The sequence below is a fragment of the Achromobacter sp. genome, assembly GCF_049647645.1.
Lineage (GTDB): Bacteria > Pseudomonadota > Gammaproteobacteria > Burkholderiales > Burkholderiaceae_B > Achromobacter.
Genome location: NZ_JBARYB010000200.1, coordinates 1 through 16411, shown reverse-complemented (window position 1 = coordinate 16411; position 16411 = coordinate 1). Strand labels below are relative to the sequence as shown.

Genomic DNA, 16411 nt, shown 5'->3' with positions numbered 1-16411 from the left:
GCCGACACCGGCGCGGGGACCGGAGCAGGCGCCGCATTGGCCTGCGAAAACTGCTTCCATACTTCGATCGCGCGCAGGCGCTGCTTGGCCACGACCTGGATGCGTTCGCGCAAATGCTCGTCGCGCGCCAGCAAGGCGTGGAAATCGCGCGAGGACAGCATCAGCAGCTTGCTGTAGCCCAGCGAGGTCACCTCCGGCATCAGCTGCTGTTCGCCCAACAGTCCGAGTTCGCCGAAGAATTCGCCGCTGCCCAGCTCGATCATGGTGTTGTCGGGCAGATGCACGGCCACGGCGCCCGAGGCTACGAAGCACATCTCTTCGCCGTGACGGCCCTTGGTCAGCACGCGCTGGTCCGGCAGCGCCAGGCGCGGCTTGAGCAGCTTGCTAATGGCACGCAAGGAATCCGCGGACAGGCCTTCGAACAGCGGCACGCGCTTGATCAGCTCGGCCGCGCTCATTTCGATGTCCAGCGGCGGATGCGTGTCGATATGGGCCCAGCGGCTCTTCAACTGCGCCATCAGGTCCGCGTATACCTCGCCGCTGATCAGGAACTGCTCCAGCATGTCGCGGTAGCGGATGCGCTCCATTTCGCGGGCCACGCGGCCCAGGTAGCTTTCCTGCAGCCACTGCGCGTAGGACGGGTATTGCAGGTTCAGGGCCTGCATGGCGTTTTCGATCAGGTCCAGGCGGCGCTGGTGCAGGATCACGATGCGCTGGGTGGCTTCCTCGCCGAGCAGCGGCGTGATCTGTTCGCGCGCGAAGGCGATCAGGCGCTGCGCCACCGACCGCTTGCTCATCAGGTTGGCGAAGCGTTGACCCAGTTCTCGCGCCAGCCAGCCTTGGAAGCCGAACAGGTAGTGCAGGCGCAGGGCCAGGCGGAAACCGGTGGAATAGCGCACGTCGGCGACGATGGCGCGCTCGAAGCCGGGGATGCCGCCCAGCCGGATCGCGTCCTCCAGCCGTTCCGCCCGCGCCAGCAGGGTTTCGGCCATGCGCCAGTCGACGATCTGGGCCTTCAGGATGTCGAAGAACATTTCCTCTTCGCGCTGGGCCACGATGGCCAGGCCTACCGATACGCGCTGCTCGTCCGTCATCTGGCTGACCTGGCCGTCATGCACGCTGGTGAGGCTGGCGTCGAACACGGCGCGGATGCGGTCGCGGACCTCGGTGCCGATATGCTCGGACTTGGCGACCTCTTCGGTCTTGCCCTGCAGGTCTTCCAGCGCCACCGCCAGGACCTGATTGCGGATGGTGCGCTCCACCGGCGACAGCTGGTTCAGGCCCAGCATGCGGATCAACGGACGCAGGCTGATGCCGTTGATGAACAAGGTCAGCAGCACATAGCTGGTGGTAGCCACCGCAATGAATTGCCGCGCCTCTTCGGCCACCCCGGTCTGCTCCGTCACGGCCAGCGCCAGCGCCAGCGACACGGCGCCGCGCAGGCCGCCCCACAGCATGACCACCTTGTAGGGATTGCTGACCTTGGTCCCCAGGCGGGTCAGCCCCAGCAGGGGCAGCAGGCCGAAGACGACAATGGCGCGCGCCACCAGCGTCGCCACGAACACCACCGCCACCAGCGCCAGTTCCTGCCAGTCGGCTGCCGCCATCAGCTTGGGGATCAGCATGGCCGCGAACAGGAAAATCAGCGAGTTGGCCCAGAACCCGAACTGCTCCCAGGCGCTGGACAGGTACTCGAAGGTGGTGGGCGACATGCGCGTGCGGCCGGTGGACCCGACCACCAGGCCGGCGATCACCGTGGCGACCACGCCCGACACGTTCAAGTAGTGCTCGGAAATGAAGAAGGACAGGTAGGCCAGCGTCAGCGTCAGCGTGATTTCCGCGGTGGGAAAGCCGCGCAGCCAGGCGAACAGGAAGCAGGCCAGCCGGCCCATGGCGAAGCCGGCCAGGCCGCCGCCGATGAAGTGCACGATGAAGTCGTTGAAGATGCCGCTGGCGGTGAGTTCGCCGTGGCCGCCCAGCACGGCTAGCAGCACCGAGTACAGGGCGATGGACGCCGCGTCGTTGAACAGGCTTTCGCCTTCGACCAGGGTGGTCAGGCGCTTGGGCGCGCCAACTTCGCGGAAGATGCCCACCACCGCCACGGGATCGGTGGTGGCGACGATGGCGCCCAGCAGCAGGCAGACCACCAGGCCATAGGGCGAAATGGCGTCCAGCGTCAGCCCGACCACCACGGTGCAGACCACCACGGCCACGATGGCCATCATGAGAATGGGGCCGATGTCGTCCATCAGGCGCCGCACGTTCATGGACAGCGCGGTCTCGAACAAGAGCACCGGCAGGAACACCATCAGGAAGGTTTCGGATGAAATCTCGAAGCGTTCCAGCGAGTCGAGGAAGTCGCCAATCCAGCTGGGCGCCCAGCCGTGCACGTGCACGATGATGCCTAGCAGACAGCCGACAATGGCCAGCAGCACCGAGTAGGGCAGCTTGAGACGGCCCGCCAAAGGCGGCATGAAGCAGACCAGCGTCAGCAAACCTGCCAGGCCGAATACGAGAAAACCTACATCCATGTTCTGTTAGCGGAGCTTGTGTGAAGTTCCACAAGAATAGCGGCTTTTTCCCCCGCGACCGGGCCGGAAACTGTCTGGAATCGTGGAGAATGCACGTTTCGTTACCCCAATGCGGACAAGCGATACGCGTCGCGCCGTGTTTTTTGGGTAATGTGGAATCGCACAAACTTTGCAGGAGCGGCACTTGGCCCGGATCCATTCCCTGACCCGGCGCGACGACGCGCCCGCCATGCTGGTCCAGCTGACCGACAGCCATCTGTTCGGCGAGCCCGAAACCTCGATGCTGGGCGTCAACACGGACGCCAGCCTGCGCGCGGTGCTGCGCCAGATCGAAGCCGACGGCAAGCACCCCGATCTGCTGCTGGCCACCGGCGACATGTCCCAGGACGGCGAGGCCGCGGCCTATCGCCGGCTGGCGCGCGTCCTGTCCGAAGCGCCCGCCCTGGCACAGGCCAACATCCGCTGCCTGCCTGGCAACCATGACCTGCCTGCCGTGATGCGCCAGGAACTGCCGCAATGGTCGGTTCCGGTGACCGACGTGGGCGCTTGGCGCGTGGTCGCGCTGGACACCACCGTGCCCGGCTCCAACGCCGGCCATCTGCCCGCGAGCCAACTCGACCTGCTGGAAGCCGCGCTGGCCGAGGCGCCGGGCCGCCACACTCTGCTCGCCATGCATCACAACCCCATGCAGATCGACAGCCACTGGCACGATTCGATGATGATCGACAACCCGCAAGCGCTCTTCAAGCTGCTGACGCGCTGGCCGCAAGTCCGCGTGCTGCTGTGGGGCCATGTGCACCACGAGTTCGACCGCCGCCGCCACAACCTGCGCATGCTGGCCACGCCGTCGACCTGCTTCCAGTTCAGCATCCGCGACGGCAAGCACGTGGTGGACAACATGGCGCCCGGCTACCGCTGGATCAAGCTGTACCAGGACGGTTCGATGGCGACGGGCGTGCGGCGCGTGCAGGATGCGTTGTGGCATGGAGCCAAGACGGCGGCCGACAACGCCCAGGCGGCCTAGGCAGGCCCCGCTTGTCGCCCCGGCGGCAAACGGCGTTCGCCGAGCCCGCCATGCGCAAGCCCAAACCGGACGCGCATAAAAAACGGGGCACCAGCTATATGCATGGTGCCCCGCAAGCATCCGTCTCATAGGGGAGGGGAAAGAGGAGAAGCCGAGACGGATGACAAGACTGCTAACCGAAGTTCGCGGTCTACATGAAGTTAGGCGGGGCGATCCCCATTAAGTTTCTTGCGCCGCGCAAAATTTCCGCCCGAATTTGTATCAATTTATTCACGCGCGACCCCAGGCCGCCGGAAAAGCAAAAGGGCCGCGATCAGCGGCCCCTTGCGTGGTCAAGCAGGCTCAAGACGCGAGATTGCCGCGCATCTTCTTCAGGGCGGCCGCTTCGATCTGGCGGATGCGCTCGGCCGACACGCCGAACTCCTGCGCCAGTTCGTGCAAGGTAGCGCCGCCGTCGTCCTGCAGCCAGCGCGCTTCCACGATACGGCGCGAACGCGGGTCCAGCGCTTCGAGCGCGCCAGTCAGGCCGGCGCTTTGCATCTGGTCGCGGGCGGCGCGTTCCAGCACCCGGGTGGGTTCCTGGCGACCTTCGTCGGACAGGTAGGCGATGGGCGCGTAGCTGTCATCGTCGTCGTCCTGGTTTTCCAGCGACATGTCGCGGCCGGACAGGCGCACTTCCATTTCGCTGACGTCTTCGCGCCGCACGTTCAGTTCGCGCGCGATGTGGTCGACCTGGTCCGGATCCAGGGTCTGGCCGTCGGGACGCATGCTGCGCAGGTTGAAGAACAGCTTGCGCTGGGCCTTGGTGGTCGCAACCTTCACCAGACGCCAGTTGCGGATGATGTATTCGTGGATTTCGGCCTTGATCCAGTGCACGGCAAACGACACCAGGCGCACGCCGCGCTCGGGGTCGAAGCGCTTGACGGCCTTCATCAGGCCGACGTTGCCTTCCTGGATGAGATCGGCATGCGGCAGGCCGTAGCCCAGATACTGGCGGGCCACCGACACCACCAGGCGCAGGTGCGACAGAATCAGTTCGCGCGCGGCGCCCAGGTCTTCCTGGTCGCGCAGGCGGCGGCCAAGCTCGGTTTCACGTTCCGCGGACAGGACCGGCAGGCGGTTGACCGAGGAGATGTAAGCGTCGATCGTGCCAAGTGCGCCCGGATTGGCAATGGCCAACGCCAGGGCGTTGCCGGAAGCGGCCAACGAGGTACTGGGTTGCTTCATAGCGGGGGTCTCCGGATGGCGAAGGGATAACGACATGGATTCGATGTTAGCACTCTAGTATTGGGAGTGCTAATTCGACTATTGCGGCGCGTCAAAGTTTCCCAGGACGAAACATGTCCCCGTTTATTTTTTGATGGAGCCGGGATAACACTACCTCGCTGTGCCTCCATGGGGGCAGCCCGCTAGGCGGGCGCGGCGCGGGAGCACCGCTACCAGCCCAGGCGCTTCAAGCCTTCGGCCGTGGCCTCGCCATCGGGCCGCACGAACAGCGCCCCGCGCGGATCCATCAGCACCTGGTAGCGAGCGCCATCAAACATCGGCATATAGGCGCCGCTGCCGAATTGGACATCGACAAAGGGGAACCAGTTCGGAAAATTTTTCTTCAGCGATGCCAGGTCGGGCGCCGGCCAGTCATCCAGCGCATGGACCGAACGCGTCGCGGAAGCCTCGCGCGCCGCGTCGCTGTAGCGGCCGGACAGGCGCTCCAGCCGGTATAGCGGCGGCACGCCGGCCATCAACGCCGGCAGGCGCCAGCGCACGACCCGCGCATCGATCTGCCACTGGTCGCCGTAGAGGACATATTGCTTCGTCCCGGTGCCCGGCGCGCTGGCGTTGACCTGGAACTGGCCGTCGGCCACCTGGCGCACTTCGATGCGCGCCACCGGCTCGTCGGCCGTCAGGCGAAAGAATTGCACCAGCGACAGCGCCAGCAGGCCTGACACGCATCCCAGCAGCACCAGCATCAGGCCGAACAGGCGGCGCACCGGCCGGAACTGGAACATCTTGCGGCCGCGCTCATCGCGCGGGCCGCCGCGGCCCAGCAGCATGACGATGCCAGGCAGCAGGACGACGACGGCGCCCAGCAGTATCCAGACGAAGGGAGCGATTCCGTTGATCAAATCAGGCGTTCCTATTGAGCACAGACCGCAGGCGGCGCCCCGGGGCGCGATATAAGCCTGCCTCGGCAGGCTCGCCAGTATAGAAGCGCGCCCTCAGGGCGCCGGTTTTCCAAGCCGCTCGACGTGAAACCGGATGTGATCCTCGATGAAGGTCGAGATGAAGTAGTAGCCGTGGTCGTAGCCCGGGTGGCGTCGCAGGTCCAGCGGCTGTCCAGCGGCGGCGCAGGCCGCCTCGAATACCTCGGGATACAACTGCTCGGCCAGGAACTGATCCGACTCGCCTTGATCGATCAGGATGCCGGCGGGGAATGGATTCGTGGCCCCACGCATCAGCGCGGACGCGTCATAGGCGGCCCAGGCCTCGACCTGGTCCCCCAGATAGGCGCCAAACGCCTTCTTGCCCCAGGGGCACTGGCTGGGCGCGGCGATGGGCGCGAACGCCGACACCGAGCGGAACTTGCCGGGGTTGCGCAGCGCCAGCACCAGCGCGCCGTGCCCGCCCATGGAATGGCCGAAGATGCCCGTGCGCGAGGCGTCGCCCGGCAGGGCGTCGCCCGTGACGATGCCGTGCAGTTCCTGCGTCACGTAGCTGTACATGCGGTAGTGGCCGCGCCAGGCGGGCGTGGTGGCGTCCACGTAGAAGCCCGCGCCGGTGCCCAGATCCCAGCTTTCGTCCTCGCCGGCCACGTTGGCGCCGCGCGGGCTGGTGTCCGGAGCGACCAGCATGACGCCGAGCTCCGCGGCCAGGCGCTGCGCGCCCGCCTTGATCATGAACGTCTCTTCCGTGCAGGTCAGGCCCGCCAGGTAGAACAGCACCGGGACCGGACCTTGCTCGGCCTGGGGCGGAATGTAGACGGAGAAGCGCATGGGCAGGCCGATCTCCGCGGACTCGTGGCGGTAGTAGCGCTGCCAGCCGCCGAAGCAGCGGTGCTGCGAAATGAGTTCCAGGGCGACTGCCATTGCTTTCCTCCGGTCGTAGGGGTCGGAAAAAACGCCCGCGGATTAGGGGATACCCACGGTGCGACGTTCCGTCGCCGAATGTTAACCTGGGCTTTATGGGGTACGAACGACAGAAAAATAAGCGATTTCCTGCCCCGACATGATCACGGGACTTGACCAGCGCCCACCGTGGCACTATTTATATACCGTGAGCGAAGACAACCCGTTCTTCCAGATACGCAAGTCCTGACACTATGGCCCGTCTGCCCCGTCTGTACGCCCCTGGGCTGCCCCAACTGGTGCAGGCCAACTTCATCCAGCCGCTGGCGGCGCCGTCGCAACCCGCGCCGGCCGACATCCTGAACCAATTGGCCACGTGGCTGGGCGAATCCGCCCAACGCCACCGCGTCTCGGTTCACGGCTGGCTGCTGGCCAACGACCGCATCCTGCTGCTGGCCACGCCCGCGGACGAAGAAGGCCTGCCGCGCCTGATGCAGACGCTGGGCCGCAATCTGGCTGCGCGCCTGCGCGGCGGCCGGGTCTTCGCCGGCCGCTACCGCTCGGCCTTGCTGGAGCCTGGCGCCTGGGTGCTGCCGTCCCTGGTTTGGCTGGAAACCTACCCGGTGCGCAGCGGCGCCTCGCAGGATCCCGATTCCTGGCCCTGGTCGTCCGCCGCCAGCCATACCGGCAACACCACCGCGGCGCCCGCGCAGTGGCAATCGGATCACGCGGACTACTGGGCCTGTGGCAATACCCCGTTCGACCGCCAGGCCAACTACCGCAAGCGCTTGCAGGATGGCCTGTCGCGCGAGGAAACGCAGCGCATCGACCAGGCGGTCTCCGGGCAATGGGCGCTGGGCGGTCCCGCGTTCATCGCCAGCCTGGCCCATACGGCCAGCCGCCGGGTGGCCCCGGGGCAGCGCGGACGCCCGCGCAAAAAGCCGGCAGCTGCGGCGTCCGCCGACGCGGAGCCGGGCTCCTCGCCCCCCAACACGACACCCACGTCGACCTCCTGATTGCGGACCCGCCTGAATGGCGGGTTCTTCACTTTGCCTGCCGTTATCGCCGGCCAACATGCCCGCGCTTGGTTTCGCCTGCAACGTCCGGCTGGAGCCAACCGTCCACTGGAGCGCCGGCTGAGGGCCCCCATTTGCATTTCCGCAACGCCAGGCACGCTGTCGGACGCTTCAGAAATCGCGATATAAATAGGGACGCATAAAGTCAAAAGCGACGATTTGACGGATGCGGATGCACCCTCCTGGTGCACCCCTCTCTGGCAAGGCCCGTGTGGCGCGCCTCCTGATGCGTCACCGAATTAATCCTCAATGACATGATGCAAATATAAAAGGGGACAAACCCCAATTATTCCTATTGCACCCTACTCCTGGCGGGGGTATTGTCCGTCTCCTGCACTGCAACATTACGACGCAGGCCCACTGCGGAGCGCGCCATGCCCCAAATTACCCCGATCGACTCCTGTCCCCCGCCCAAGGCGACCCCCATCGATGCCAGCCGCATCGGGCTGCCTGCCGCCCAGGGCCTGTACAACCCCAAGAACGAACATGACGCCTGCGGCGTCGGTTTCGTCGCCCATATCAAGGGCAAGAAAAGCCATGCCATCATCCAGCAGGGCCTGAAGATCCTGGAAAACCTGGACCACCGCGGCGCGGTCGGCGCGGACAAGCTGATGGGCGACGGCGCCGGCATCCTGATCCAGATTCCCGACACGCTCTACCGCGACGAGTTCGGCCATCAAGGCATCACGCTGCCGCCTCCCGGCGAGTACGGCGTGGCCATGGTGTTCCTGCCCAAGGAAACCGCCTCGCGCCTGGCCTGCGAACAGGAACTGGAGCGCTCCGTGCGCGCCGAGGGCCAGGTCGTCCTGGGCTGGCGCGACGTGCCGGTGGACGTGGACATGCCCATGTCGCCCACCGTGCGCGCCTGCGAACCCGTGATCCGCCAGCTGTTCATCGGCCGCGGCGCCGACGTGATGGTGCCGGACGCGCTGGAGCGCAAGCTGTACGTGATCCGCAAGACCGCCAGCCACGCCATCCAGAACATGCATCTGGCGCACGGCAAGGAATACTTCGTGCCTTCGGCCTCGGTGCGCACCGTGGTCTACAAGGGCCTGTTGCTGGCCGACCAGGTCGGCCGCTACTACCGCGACCTGGCCGATACCCGCACGGTGTCGGCGTTGGCGCTGGTGCACCAGCGCTTCTCGACCAACACCTTCCCGGCCTGGCCGCTGGCCCACCCGTACCGCATGATCGCCCACAACGGCGAAATCAACACGGTCAAGGGCAACTTCAACTGGCTGCGCGCCCGCGAAGGCATGATGCAGTCGGCCGTGCTGGGCGACGACCTGAAGAAGCTGTACCCCATCGTCTACGAAGGCCAGTCCGACACCGCCACGTTCGACAACTGCCTCGAACTGCTGGTGAATTCGGGCTACTCGCTGGCCCACGCCATGATGATGATGATCCCGGAAGCCTGGGAACAGCACACGCAAATGGACGAGAGCCGCCGCGCTTTCTACGAATACCACGCCGCCATGATGGAGCCGTGGGACGGCCCCGCCGCGGTCGCGTTCACCGACGGCCGCCAGATCGGCGCCACCCTGGACCGCAACGGCCTGCGTCCGGCGCGCTACCTGGTCACCGATGACGACATGGTCATCCTGGCTTCCGAAGCCGGCACGCTGTCCATCCCCGAAAACCGCATCGTCAAGAAGTGGCGCCTGCAGCCGGGCAAGATGTTCCTGATCGACCTGGAACAGGGCCGCATCATCGACGACGCCGAGATCAAGCTGCAGCTGGCCAACAACCGGCCCTACCGCCAGTGGATCGAACGCCTGCAGATCAAGCTGGAATCGCTGCCCGCGCCGCGCCAAGCCGCCGTCGCCACGCAGTCGTCGGTGTCGCTGCTGGATCGCCAGCAGGCCTTCGGCTGGACCCAGGAAGACTACAAGTTCATCCTCGAACCCATGGCCTCGTCGGGCGAGGAAGTCATCGGCTCGATGGGCAACGACGCCCCGCTGGCCGTGCTGTCCGACCGTGCCAAGCCGTTCTACAACTACTTCCGCCAATTGTTCGCGCAGGTCACCAACCCGCCGATCGACCCCATCCGCGAACAGCTGGTGATGTCGCTGGTGTCCTTCATCGGCCCCAAGCCGAACCTGCTGGACATCAACAACGTCAATCCGCCGCTGCGCCTGGAAGTGTCCCAGCCGGTGCTGGACTTCGCCGCCATGGCGCAGATTCGCGACATCGAGCAGGTCACGGGCAAGAAGTTCCGCAGCTTCGAGCTGGACATCACCTATCCCGCCGCCTGGGGCCCCGAGGGCATCGAAGCCCGCGTGGCCGCGCTGTGCGCGCGCGCCGTCGACGCGGTGCGCAGCGGCTACAACATCTTGATCGTGTCCGACCGCCTGGTCGACAGCGAGCGCGTGGCCATCCCCGCGCTGCTGGCGACCTCCGCGGTCCACCAGCACCTGATCCGCGCCGGCCTGCGCACCAACACCGGCCTGGTGGTGGAAACCGGCTCGGCGCGCGAAGTGCACCACTTCGCGCTGCTGGGCGGCTACGGCGCCGAAGCCATCCACCCCTACCTGGCGCTGGAATCGCTGGGCAAGATGAACGACCCCGAAAAGGCGGTCAAGAACTTCATCAAGGCCATCGGCAAGGGCCTGAACAAGGTCATGTCCAAGATGGGCATTTCCACCTACATGTCCTACACCGGCGCGCAGATCTTCGAAGCCGTGGGCCTGCAGACCGCCCTGGTGAACAAGTACTTCACCGGCACCGCCTCCAATATCGAAGGCATCGGCATCTTCCAGGTGGCCGAGGAAGCGCTGCGCCAGCATCGCGCCGCCTTCAGCACCGATCCGGTGCTGGCCAACGACCTGGACGCGGGCGGCGAATACGCCTATCGCGTGCGCGGCGAAGAGCACATGTGGACGCCGGATTCCATCGCCAAGCTGCAGCATGCTTCGCGCGCCAACAACTACCGCACGTATAAGGAATACGCGCAGATCATCAACGACCAGAGCCGTCGCCACATGACCCTGCGCGGCCTGTTCGAGTTCCGCTTCGATCCGTCGCGCGCCATTCCGCTGGACGACGTCGAATCCGCCAAGGACATCGTCAAGCGTTTCGCCACCGGCGCCATGTCGCTGGGCTCGATCTCCACCGAGGCGCACTCGGTGCTGGCCGTGGCCATGAACCGCATCGGCGGCAAGTCCAACACCGGCGAAGGCGGCGAGGACGAACTGCGCTACCGCGCTGAAATGCGCGAAGGCAAGAGCACCATCAAGGACGGCGACACGCTGGCCTCGGTGCTGGGCACGGACCGCATCGAAGCCGACGTCGAACTGAAGAAGGGCGACTCGCTGCGCTCGAAGATCAAGCAGGTGGCCTCGGGCCGTTTCGGCGTGAGCGCCGAGTACCTGTCGTCGGCCGATCAGATCCAGATCAAGATGGCGCAGGGCGCCAAGCCCGGCGAAGGCGGCCAGCTACCGGGCCACAAGGTGTCGGAGTACATCGCCAAGCTGCGCTACTCGGTGCCGGGCGTGGGCCTGATCTCGCCCCCGCCGCACCACGACATCTACTCGATCGAAGATCTGGCCCAGCTGATCCACGACCTGAAGAACGTGAATGCCAAGGCCTCGGTGTCGGTCAAGCTGGTGTCCGAAGTGGGCGTGGGCACGGTGGCCGCGGGCGTGGCCAAGGCCAAGGCCGACCACGTCGTGATCGCCGGCCATGACGGCGGCACGGGCGCGTCGCCGGTGTCGTCCATCAAGCACGTCGGCACGCCCTGGGAACTGGGCCTGGCCGAAACGCAGCAGACGCTGGTGCTGAACCGCCTGCGCAGCCGCATCCGCGTGCAGGCCGACGGCCAGATGAAGACCGGCCGCGACGTCGTCATCGGCGCGCTGCTGGGCGCCGACGAATTCGGCTTCGCGACCGCGCCGCTGGTCGTGGAAGGCTGCATCATGATGCGCAAGTGCCACCTGAACACCTGCCCGGTGGGCGTGGCCACGCAAGACCCGGTCCTGCGCAAGAAATTCCAGGGCAAGCCCGAGCACGTCGTGAACTTCTTCTTCTTCATCGCCGAGGAAGTCCGCGAAATCATGGCTCAGCTGGGCATCCGCAAGTTCGACGACCTGATCGGCCGCGCCGACCTGCTGGACATGCGTTCGGGCGTGGAGCACTGGAAGGCCCAGGGCCTGGACTTCGCCCGCGTGTTCCATCAAACCCAGTCCGACGCCGACGTGCGCCAGACCGAAGAGCAGGACCACGGACTGGCCGGCGCGCTGGACCACCAGCTGATCGAGCGCAGCAAGCCTGCACTGGAACGCGGCGAGAAGGTCTCGTTCATCGTCCCGGTGCGCAACCGCAACCGCACCATCGGCGCCATGCTGTCGGGCGCGGTGGCTGCGCGCTACGGCCATGAAGGCTTGCCGGACGACACCATCCACATCCAGTGCAACGGCACCGCCGGCCAGAGCTTCGGCGCGTTCCTGGCCCACGGCATCACGATGGACCTGGTGGGCGAAGGCAACGACTACGTCGGCAAGGGCCTGTCCGGCGGCCGCATCATCGTGCGCTCGCCCAACGACTTCCGCGGCTTCGGTCCCGACCACATCATCGCCGGCAACACCGTGCTGTACGGCGCGCTGGCGGGCGAGGCGTTCTTCAACGGCGTGGCCGGCGAACGCTTCGCGGTGCGCAACTCGGGCGCGGCCACCGTCGTCGAAGGCACCGGCGACCATGGTTGCGAATACATGACTGGCGGCACCGTCGTGGTGCTGGGCGCCACCGGCCGCAACTTCGCGGCCGGCATGTCCGGCGGCGTGGCCTACGTATGGGATCCGGAACGCACGCTCAAGCAGCGCGCCAACCTGTCCATGGTCGAACTGGAAAGCATCATGCCGCACGCGGAACAGCTCGCCCAGAACAACATCGACATCTGGCACAGCGCGCAACGCGGCGGCGAACGCGAAACGGACGAAACCATCCTGCGCCGCCTGGTGGAAGACCACTTCCGCTACACCGGCAGCTTCCGCGCCCGCGAAATCCTGGGCGACTGGGAAGCCTCGCGCGGCAAATTCGTGAAAATCATGCCGACGGATTACCGCCGCGCATTGGGTGAAATGTGGCGTGCAGCCAACCCGCAACAACTGGCTGCGTGAGGGATACCATGGGAAAGATTACCGGCTTTATGGAATTTCAGCGTCTGCAGGAGGCCTCCGAGGCCCCGCAGAAGCGGCTGAAGAACTGGCGCGAATTCGTGCTGCACCTGAGCGACGACCAGGCCAAGCAGCAGGCGGCGCGCTGCATGGACTGCGGCATCCCGTTCTGCAACAACGGCTGCCCGGTCAACAACATCATCCCTGACTGGAACGACCTGGTGTACCGGCAGGACTGGAAGCGCGCGCTGGACGTGCTGCATTCCACCAACAACTTCCCCGAGTTCACCGGCCGCATCTGCCCGGCGCCGTGCGAAGCCGCCTGTACCTTGAACATCAACAGCGACGCGGTCGGCATCAAGTCCATCGAGCACGCGATCATCGACAAGGGTTGGGCCGAAGGCTGGGTCGCGCCGCAAGTGCCGGCGCGCAAGACCGGCAAGAAGGTCGCGGTGGTGGGCTCCGGCCCCGCCGGCATGGCGTGCGCGCAGCAACTGGCCCGTGCCGGCCACTCGGTGACGCTGTTCGAAAAGAGCGACCGCATCGGCGGCCTGCTGCGCTATGGCATCCCCGACTTCAAGCTGGAAAAGCACCAGATCGACCGCCGCATCTCGCAGATGGAAGCCGAAGGCGTGGAATTCGCGCCCTCGACCTACATCGGCAATCCCAGCGACCCCGTGGCCGACGGCCTGACGGTGCGCACGCCCGAGTCGCTGCTGGCCGAGTTCGACGCGGTGGTGATGAGTGGCGGTTCGGAAACCCCGCGCGACCTGCCGGTGCCCGGCCGCGAGCTGTCGGGCGTGTATTACGCCATGGACTTCCTGCGCCAGCAGAACAAGGCGGTGGCGGGCGACCGACTCACCAACCAGACGCTGGCCAAGGGCAAGCACGTGGTGGTGATCGGCGGCGGCGACACGGGCTCCGACTGCGTCGGCACCAGCAACCGTCACGGCGCGGCCTCGGTCACGCAGTTCGAACTGATGCCCCAGCCGCCGGAAAGCGAGAACAAGACCATGACCTGGCCGTACTGGCCGCTCAAGATGCGTACCTCGTCCTCGCACGAAGAAGGCTGCGAGCGCGACTGGTCGGTGACCACCAAGCTGCTCCAGGGCAGCAACGGCAAGGTCGAAAAGCTGGTCGGTGCGCGTGTCGAGTGGTTCAAGGACGAAGCCACCGGCCAGATGAAGATGCGCGAGGTCGAGGGTTCGGAGTTCGAGATCAAGGCCGACCTGGTGCTGCTGGCCATGGGTTTCGTGTCGCCCGTGCAGACGGTGCTGGACGCCTTTGGCGTGGACCGCGACGCGCGCGGCAACGTGCGCGCCAATACCGACGACTACCGCACCAACGTCGAAAAGGTCTTCACGGCCGGCGACATGCGCCGCGGCCAGTCCCTGGTGGTCTGGGCCATCCGCGAAGGCCGCCAGTGCGCGCGCTCGGTCGACGCCTTCCTCATGGGCAGCAGCGAACTGCCGCGCTGATCGCCACGATCAGGCTTGACCAGATCGCCGCCGTGCGCATTGCGCCGGCGGCGATTTTTTTGTCTGCACGGCGGCGTGTTGCAACATAACCACTTTTCAATTGCGGTCTTTTCACGATTTGACACACATCAAGCGGGCCGGACGCCAGGTTTGAGAACCTGTCGGCTCACCCAATGGAAAGATCGGAGAAGAGAATGTTTTCGCTGAACGGCCGTATCCGCGCCACCGCCATCGCCGGCCTGATCGCCGCTGGCACGCTCGCCGCCCCCGCGCACGCCCACGAAGCGGGCGACGTGCTGTTCAAGGTCGGCGTCACGCAGGTCCGCCCCTCGTCCAACAACGGCACCGTGCTCAATGGCAGCGTCGGACTCGACGTGAACAACAACGTGCGCCCGAGCTTCACGCTGACCTACATGGCCACGCGCAACATCGGCATCGAACTGCTGGGCGCCTGGCCCTTCCAGCATGATGTCAGCGGCAGCGGCCTGGGCAAGATCGGCTCGACCAAGCAATTGCCACCGACGCTGAGCCTGCAGTGGCACATCCTGCCCGACAGCATGATCCAGCCGTACATCGGCGTGGGCATCAACTACACCCACTTCTTCGACACCAAGGCGGAAGGCCCGTTGAAGGGTTCCAACCTGAAGCTGGGCGACTCCTGGGGTGTGGCGGCGCAACTGGGCGCCGACTTCAAGATCAACGAGCGCTGGTTCATGAACGCGGATATCCGCTACATCGACATCCGCTCCAAGGTGAAGCTGGACGGCCAGCACATCGGCACCGCGCGCATCGACCCATGGGTCGCGACCATCGGCGTCGGTTACCGCTTCTAAGGCAAGCAGGCCGCGCGCGGCTTTCCTCAGCCTTGCGGCGCCACCAGCTTGTGCCGCAGGGCCTGCAACGCCGGCGTGTCGTCGTCGGCGCGCCAGACCAGCTGGGTCAGGGCCCGGCCATGCGAGCCGGCCAGGGCGCCGACGCGCACCGTGTGCTCCGCCCCCAGCACCGCCAGCACCGAACGCGGCACGATGGCCACGCCCGAGCCCGCCGCGACGCAGGCGACGATGGCGTGGTACGAGGCGAACTCCATCACCTTGCCAGGCGCTACGCCTTCCTGGTTCAGCCAGGATTCCAGGATGCGGCGGTACGAGCAGCCCGCCGTGAACGCAATGACGCTGCGGTCACCCAGATCCCTGGGGCTGCCGATCGGATCCCAGGCCAGCGGCGAAATCAGCGCCAATTCCTCCTTGAACGCATCCAGCGTCGCCAGGCCCTCGGCCGGAAAGGGCTGGGCCACGAACGCGGCCTCGATCTCGTAGTTGCGCACCTTGGCCGCCAGCGCCGCCGAGGTGCCGGTCACCAATTCGATTCGGACCTGCGGCCAGGCAGCGTGGTAGGCCGCCAGGATGGGCGGCAGGCGCGCGGCCGCCGTGCTTTCCATGGTGCCGATGCGCAGCACGCCCTGCGGGGAGCCGTCGCGCACCGCGGCCTGGGCCTCGTCGGCCAAACGCAGCAGGCGGTCCGCGTAGGACAGCAGCACCCGGCCCTGGTCCGACAGCACCAGCCGGCGGTTCTGGCGCCGGAACAGCGGCGCGTTCAGCGAGGCCTCCAGCTGCTTCAGACGCGTCGACACATTGGACTGCACCCGGTTCAGGTGCGCCGCTGCGCGCGCCACGCCACCTTGATCGGCGACGGCCTTGAAGATCTGCAACGCATCGAGGTCCAAGTTTCTCATTTTGAGAACTCGCTTTCTTAATAATTCACTATTAATGATATTAGTACAGCCGTAGAGTAGGGGCCATGTCAACGCCCATTTACCCTTCCGTCACCCCGTCCCGCAGCGCGGCCGCCCTGGCATGGCCGGCTGCGCTGGCGCTGGCAGCCGCCATGGGGATCGGCCGGTTCGCGTTCACGCCGGTCTGGCCCCTGATGGCGCAGGAAGATGGCCTGTCGCTGGCGCAGGGCGGTTGGCTGGCGTCGGCGAACTACGCGGGCTACCTGCTGGGCGCGCTGGCCGCCGTGGCCTGGCCCATCCGCCGCCTGCGCGGCACGCTGGCGGCCAGCCTGCTGGCGGTCGCGCTGCTGACGCTGGCCATGCCGCTCTGGCACGGGTTGGCAGTCTGGTGCGC

The 16411-nt window shown here is 66.1% G+C and carries 11 protein-coding genes; 6 read left to right on the top strand and 5 right to left on the bottom strand.

Annotation, left to right across the window (positions count from 1 at the left end; genetic code table 11):
* On the bottom strand, window positions 1–2531 hold a 2531-nt coding region (locus tag WBB14_RS22465; RefSeq protein ID WP_424241797.1), incomplete at its 3' end, for a cation:proton antiporter.
* 184 nt (window positions 2532–2715) lie between these two features.
* On the opposite strand from WBB14_RS22465, the gene cpdA reads away from it, so the two are divergent.
* Window positions 2716–3555 (top strand): 3',5'-cyclic-AMP phosphodiesterase, encoded by an 840-nt coding sequence (cpdA, locus tag WBB14_RS22460; RefSeq protein WP_424241796.1) that lies wholly within the window; start codon window positions 2716–2718, stop codon window positions 3553–3555.
* Window positions 3556–3897: 342 nt separating this feature from the next.
* On the opposite strand, the gene rpoH is transcribed toward cpdA, so the two are convergent.
* The 3 genes from rpoH to fghA form a co-directional block, all read right to left on the bottom strand.
* Window positions 3898–4782, bottom strand: a complete 885-nt coding sequence (rpoH, locus tag WBB14_RS22455; RefSeq protein ID WP_424241795.1) for an RNA polymerase sigma factor RpoH — start codon at window positions 4780–4782, stop codon at window positions 3898–3900.
* Window positions 4783–4991: 209 nt separating this feature from the next.
* Window positions 4992–5681, bottom strand: coding sequence for a hypothetical protein (locus tag WBB14_RS22450; RefSeq protein WP_424241794.1), 690 nt, complete (start codon window positions 5679–5681; stop codon window positions 4992–4994).
* Between the two features lie 93 nt (window positions 5682–5774).
* A complete protein-coding gene (fghA, locus tag WBB14_RS22445; RefSeq protein ID WP_424241793.1) occupies window positions 5775–6641 on the bottom strand; it encodes an S-formylglutathione hydrolase in 867 nt (288 codons plus the stop codon).
* A 233-nt stretch (window positions 6642–6874) separates the two neighbouring features.
* On the opposite strand from fghA, the gene WBB14_RS22440 reads away from it, so the two are divergent.
* The 4 genes from WBB14_RS22440 (at window position 6875) to WBB14_RS22425 (ending at window position 15118) form a co-directional block, all read left to right on the top strand.
* Window positions 6875–7636, top strand: coding sequence for a hypothetical protein (locus WBB14_RS22440; RefSeq protein WP_424241792.1), 762 nt, complete (start codon window positions 6875–6877; stop codon window positions 7634–7636).
* 434 nt (window positions 7637–8070) lie between these two features.
* Window positions 8071–12810 (top strand): glutamate synthase-related protein, encoded by a 4740-nt coding sequence (locus WBB14_RS22435; RefSeq protein WP_424241791.1) that lies wholly within the window; start codon window positions 8071–8073, stop codon window positions 12808–12810.
* A gap of 8 nt (window positions 12811–12818) precedes the next feature.
* Window positions 12819–14285, top strand: coding sequence for a glutamate synthase subunit beta (locus WBB14_RS22430; RefSeq protein ID WP_424241790.1), 1467 nt, complete (start codon window positions 12819–12821; stop codon window positions 14283–14285).
* Between the two features lie 194 nt (window positions 14286–14479).
* Window positions 14480–15118 (top strand): OmpW/AlkL family protein, encoded by a 639-nt coding sequence (locus tag WBB14_RS22425; RefSeq protein WP_175208942.1) that lies wholly within the window; start codon window positions 14480–14482, stop codon window positions 15116–15118.
* A gap of 26 nt (window positions 15119–15144) precedes the next feature.
* On the opposite strand, the gene WBB14_RS22420 is transcribed toward WBB14_RS22425, so the two are convergent.
* Window positions 15145–16017, bottom strand: coding sequence for a LysR family transcriptional regulator (locus WBB14_RS22420; RefSeq protein ID WP_424241789.1), 873 nt, complete (start codon window positions 16015–16017; stop codon window positions 15145–15147).
* A gap of 65 nt (window positions 16018–16082) precedes the next feature.
* Here WBB14_RS22420 and WBB14_RS22415 point away from each other — a divergent pair.
* The coding region (locus WBB14_RS22415; RefSeq protein WP_424241788.1) for a YbfB/YjiJ family MFS transporter at window positions 16083–16411 on the top strand (329 nt) is incomplete at its 3' end.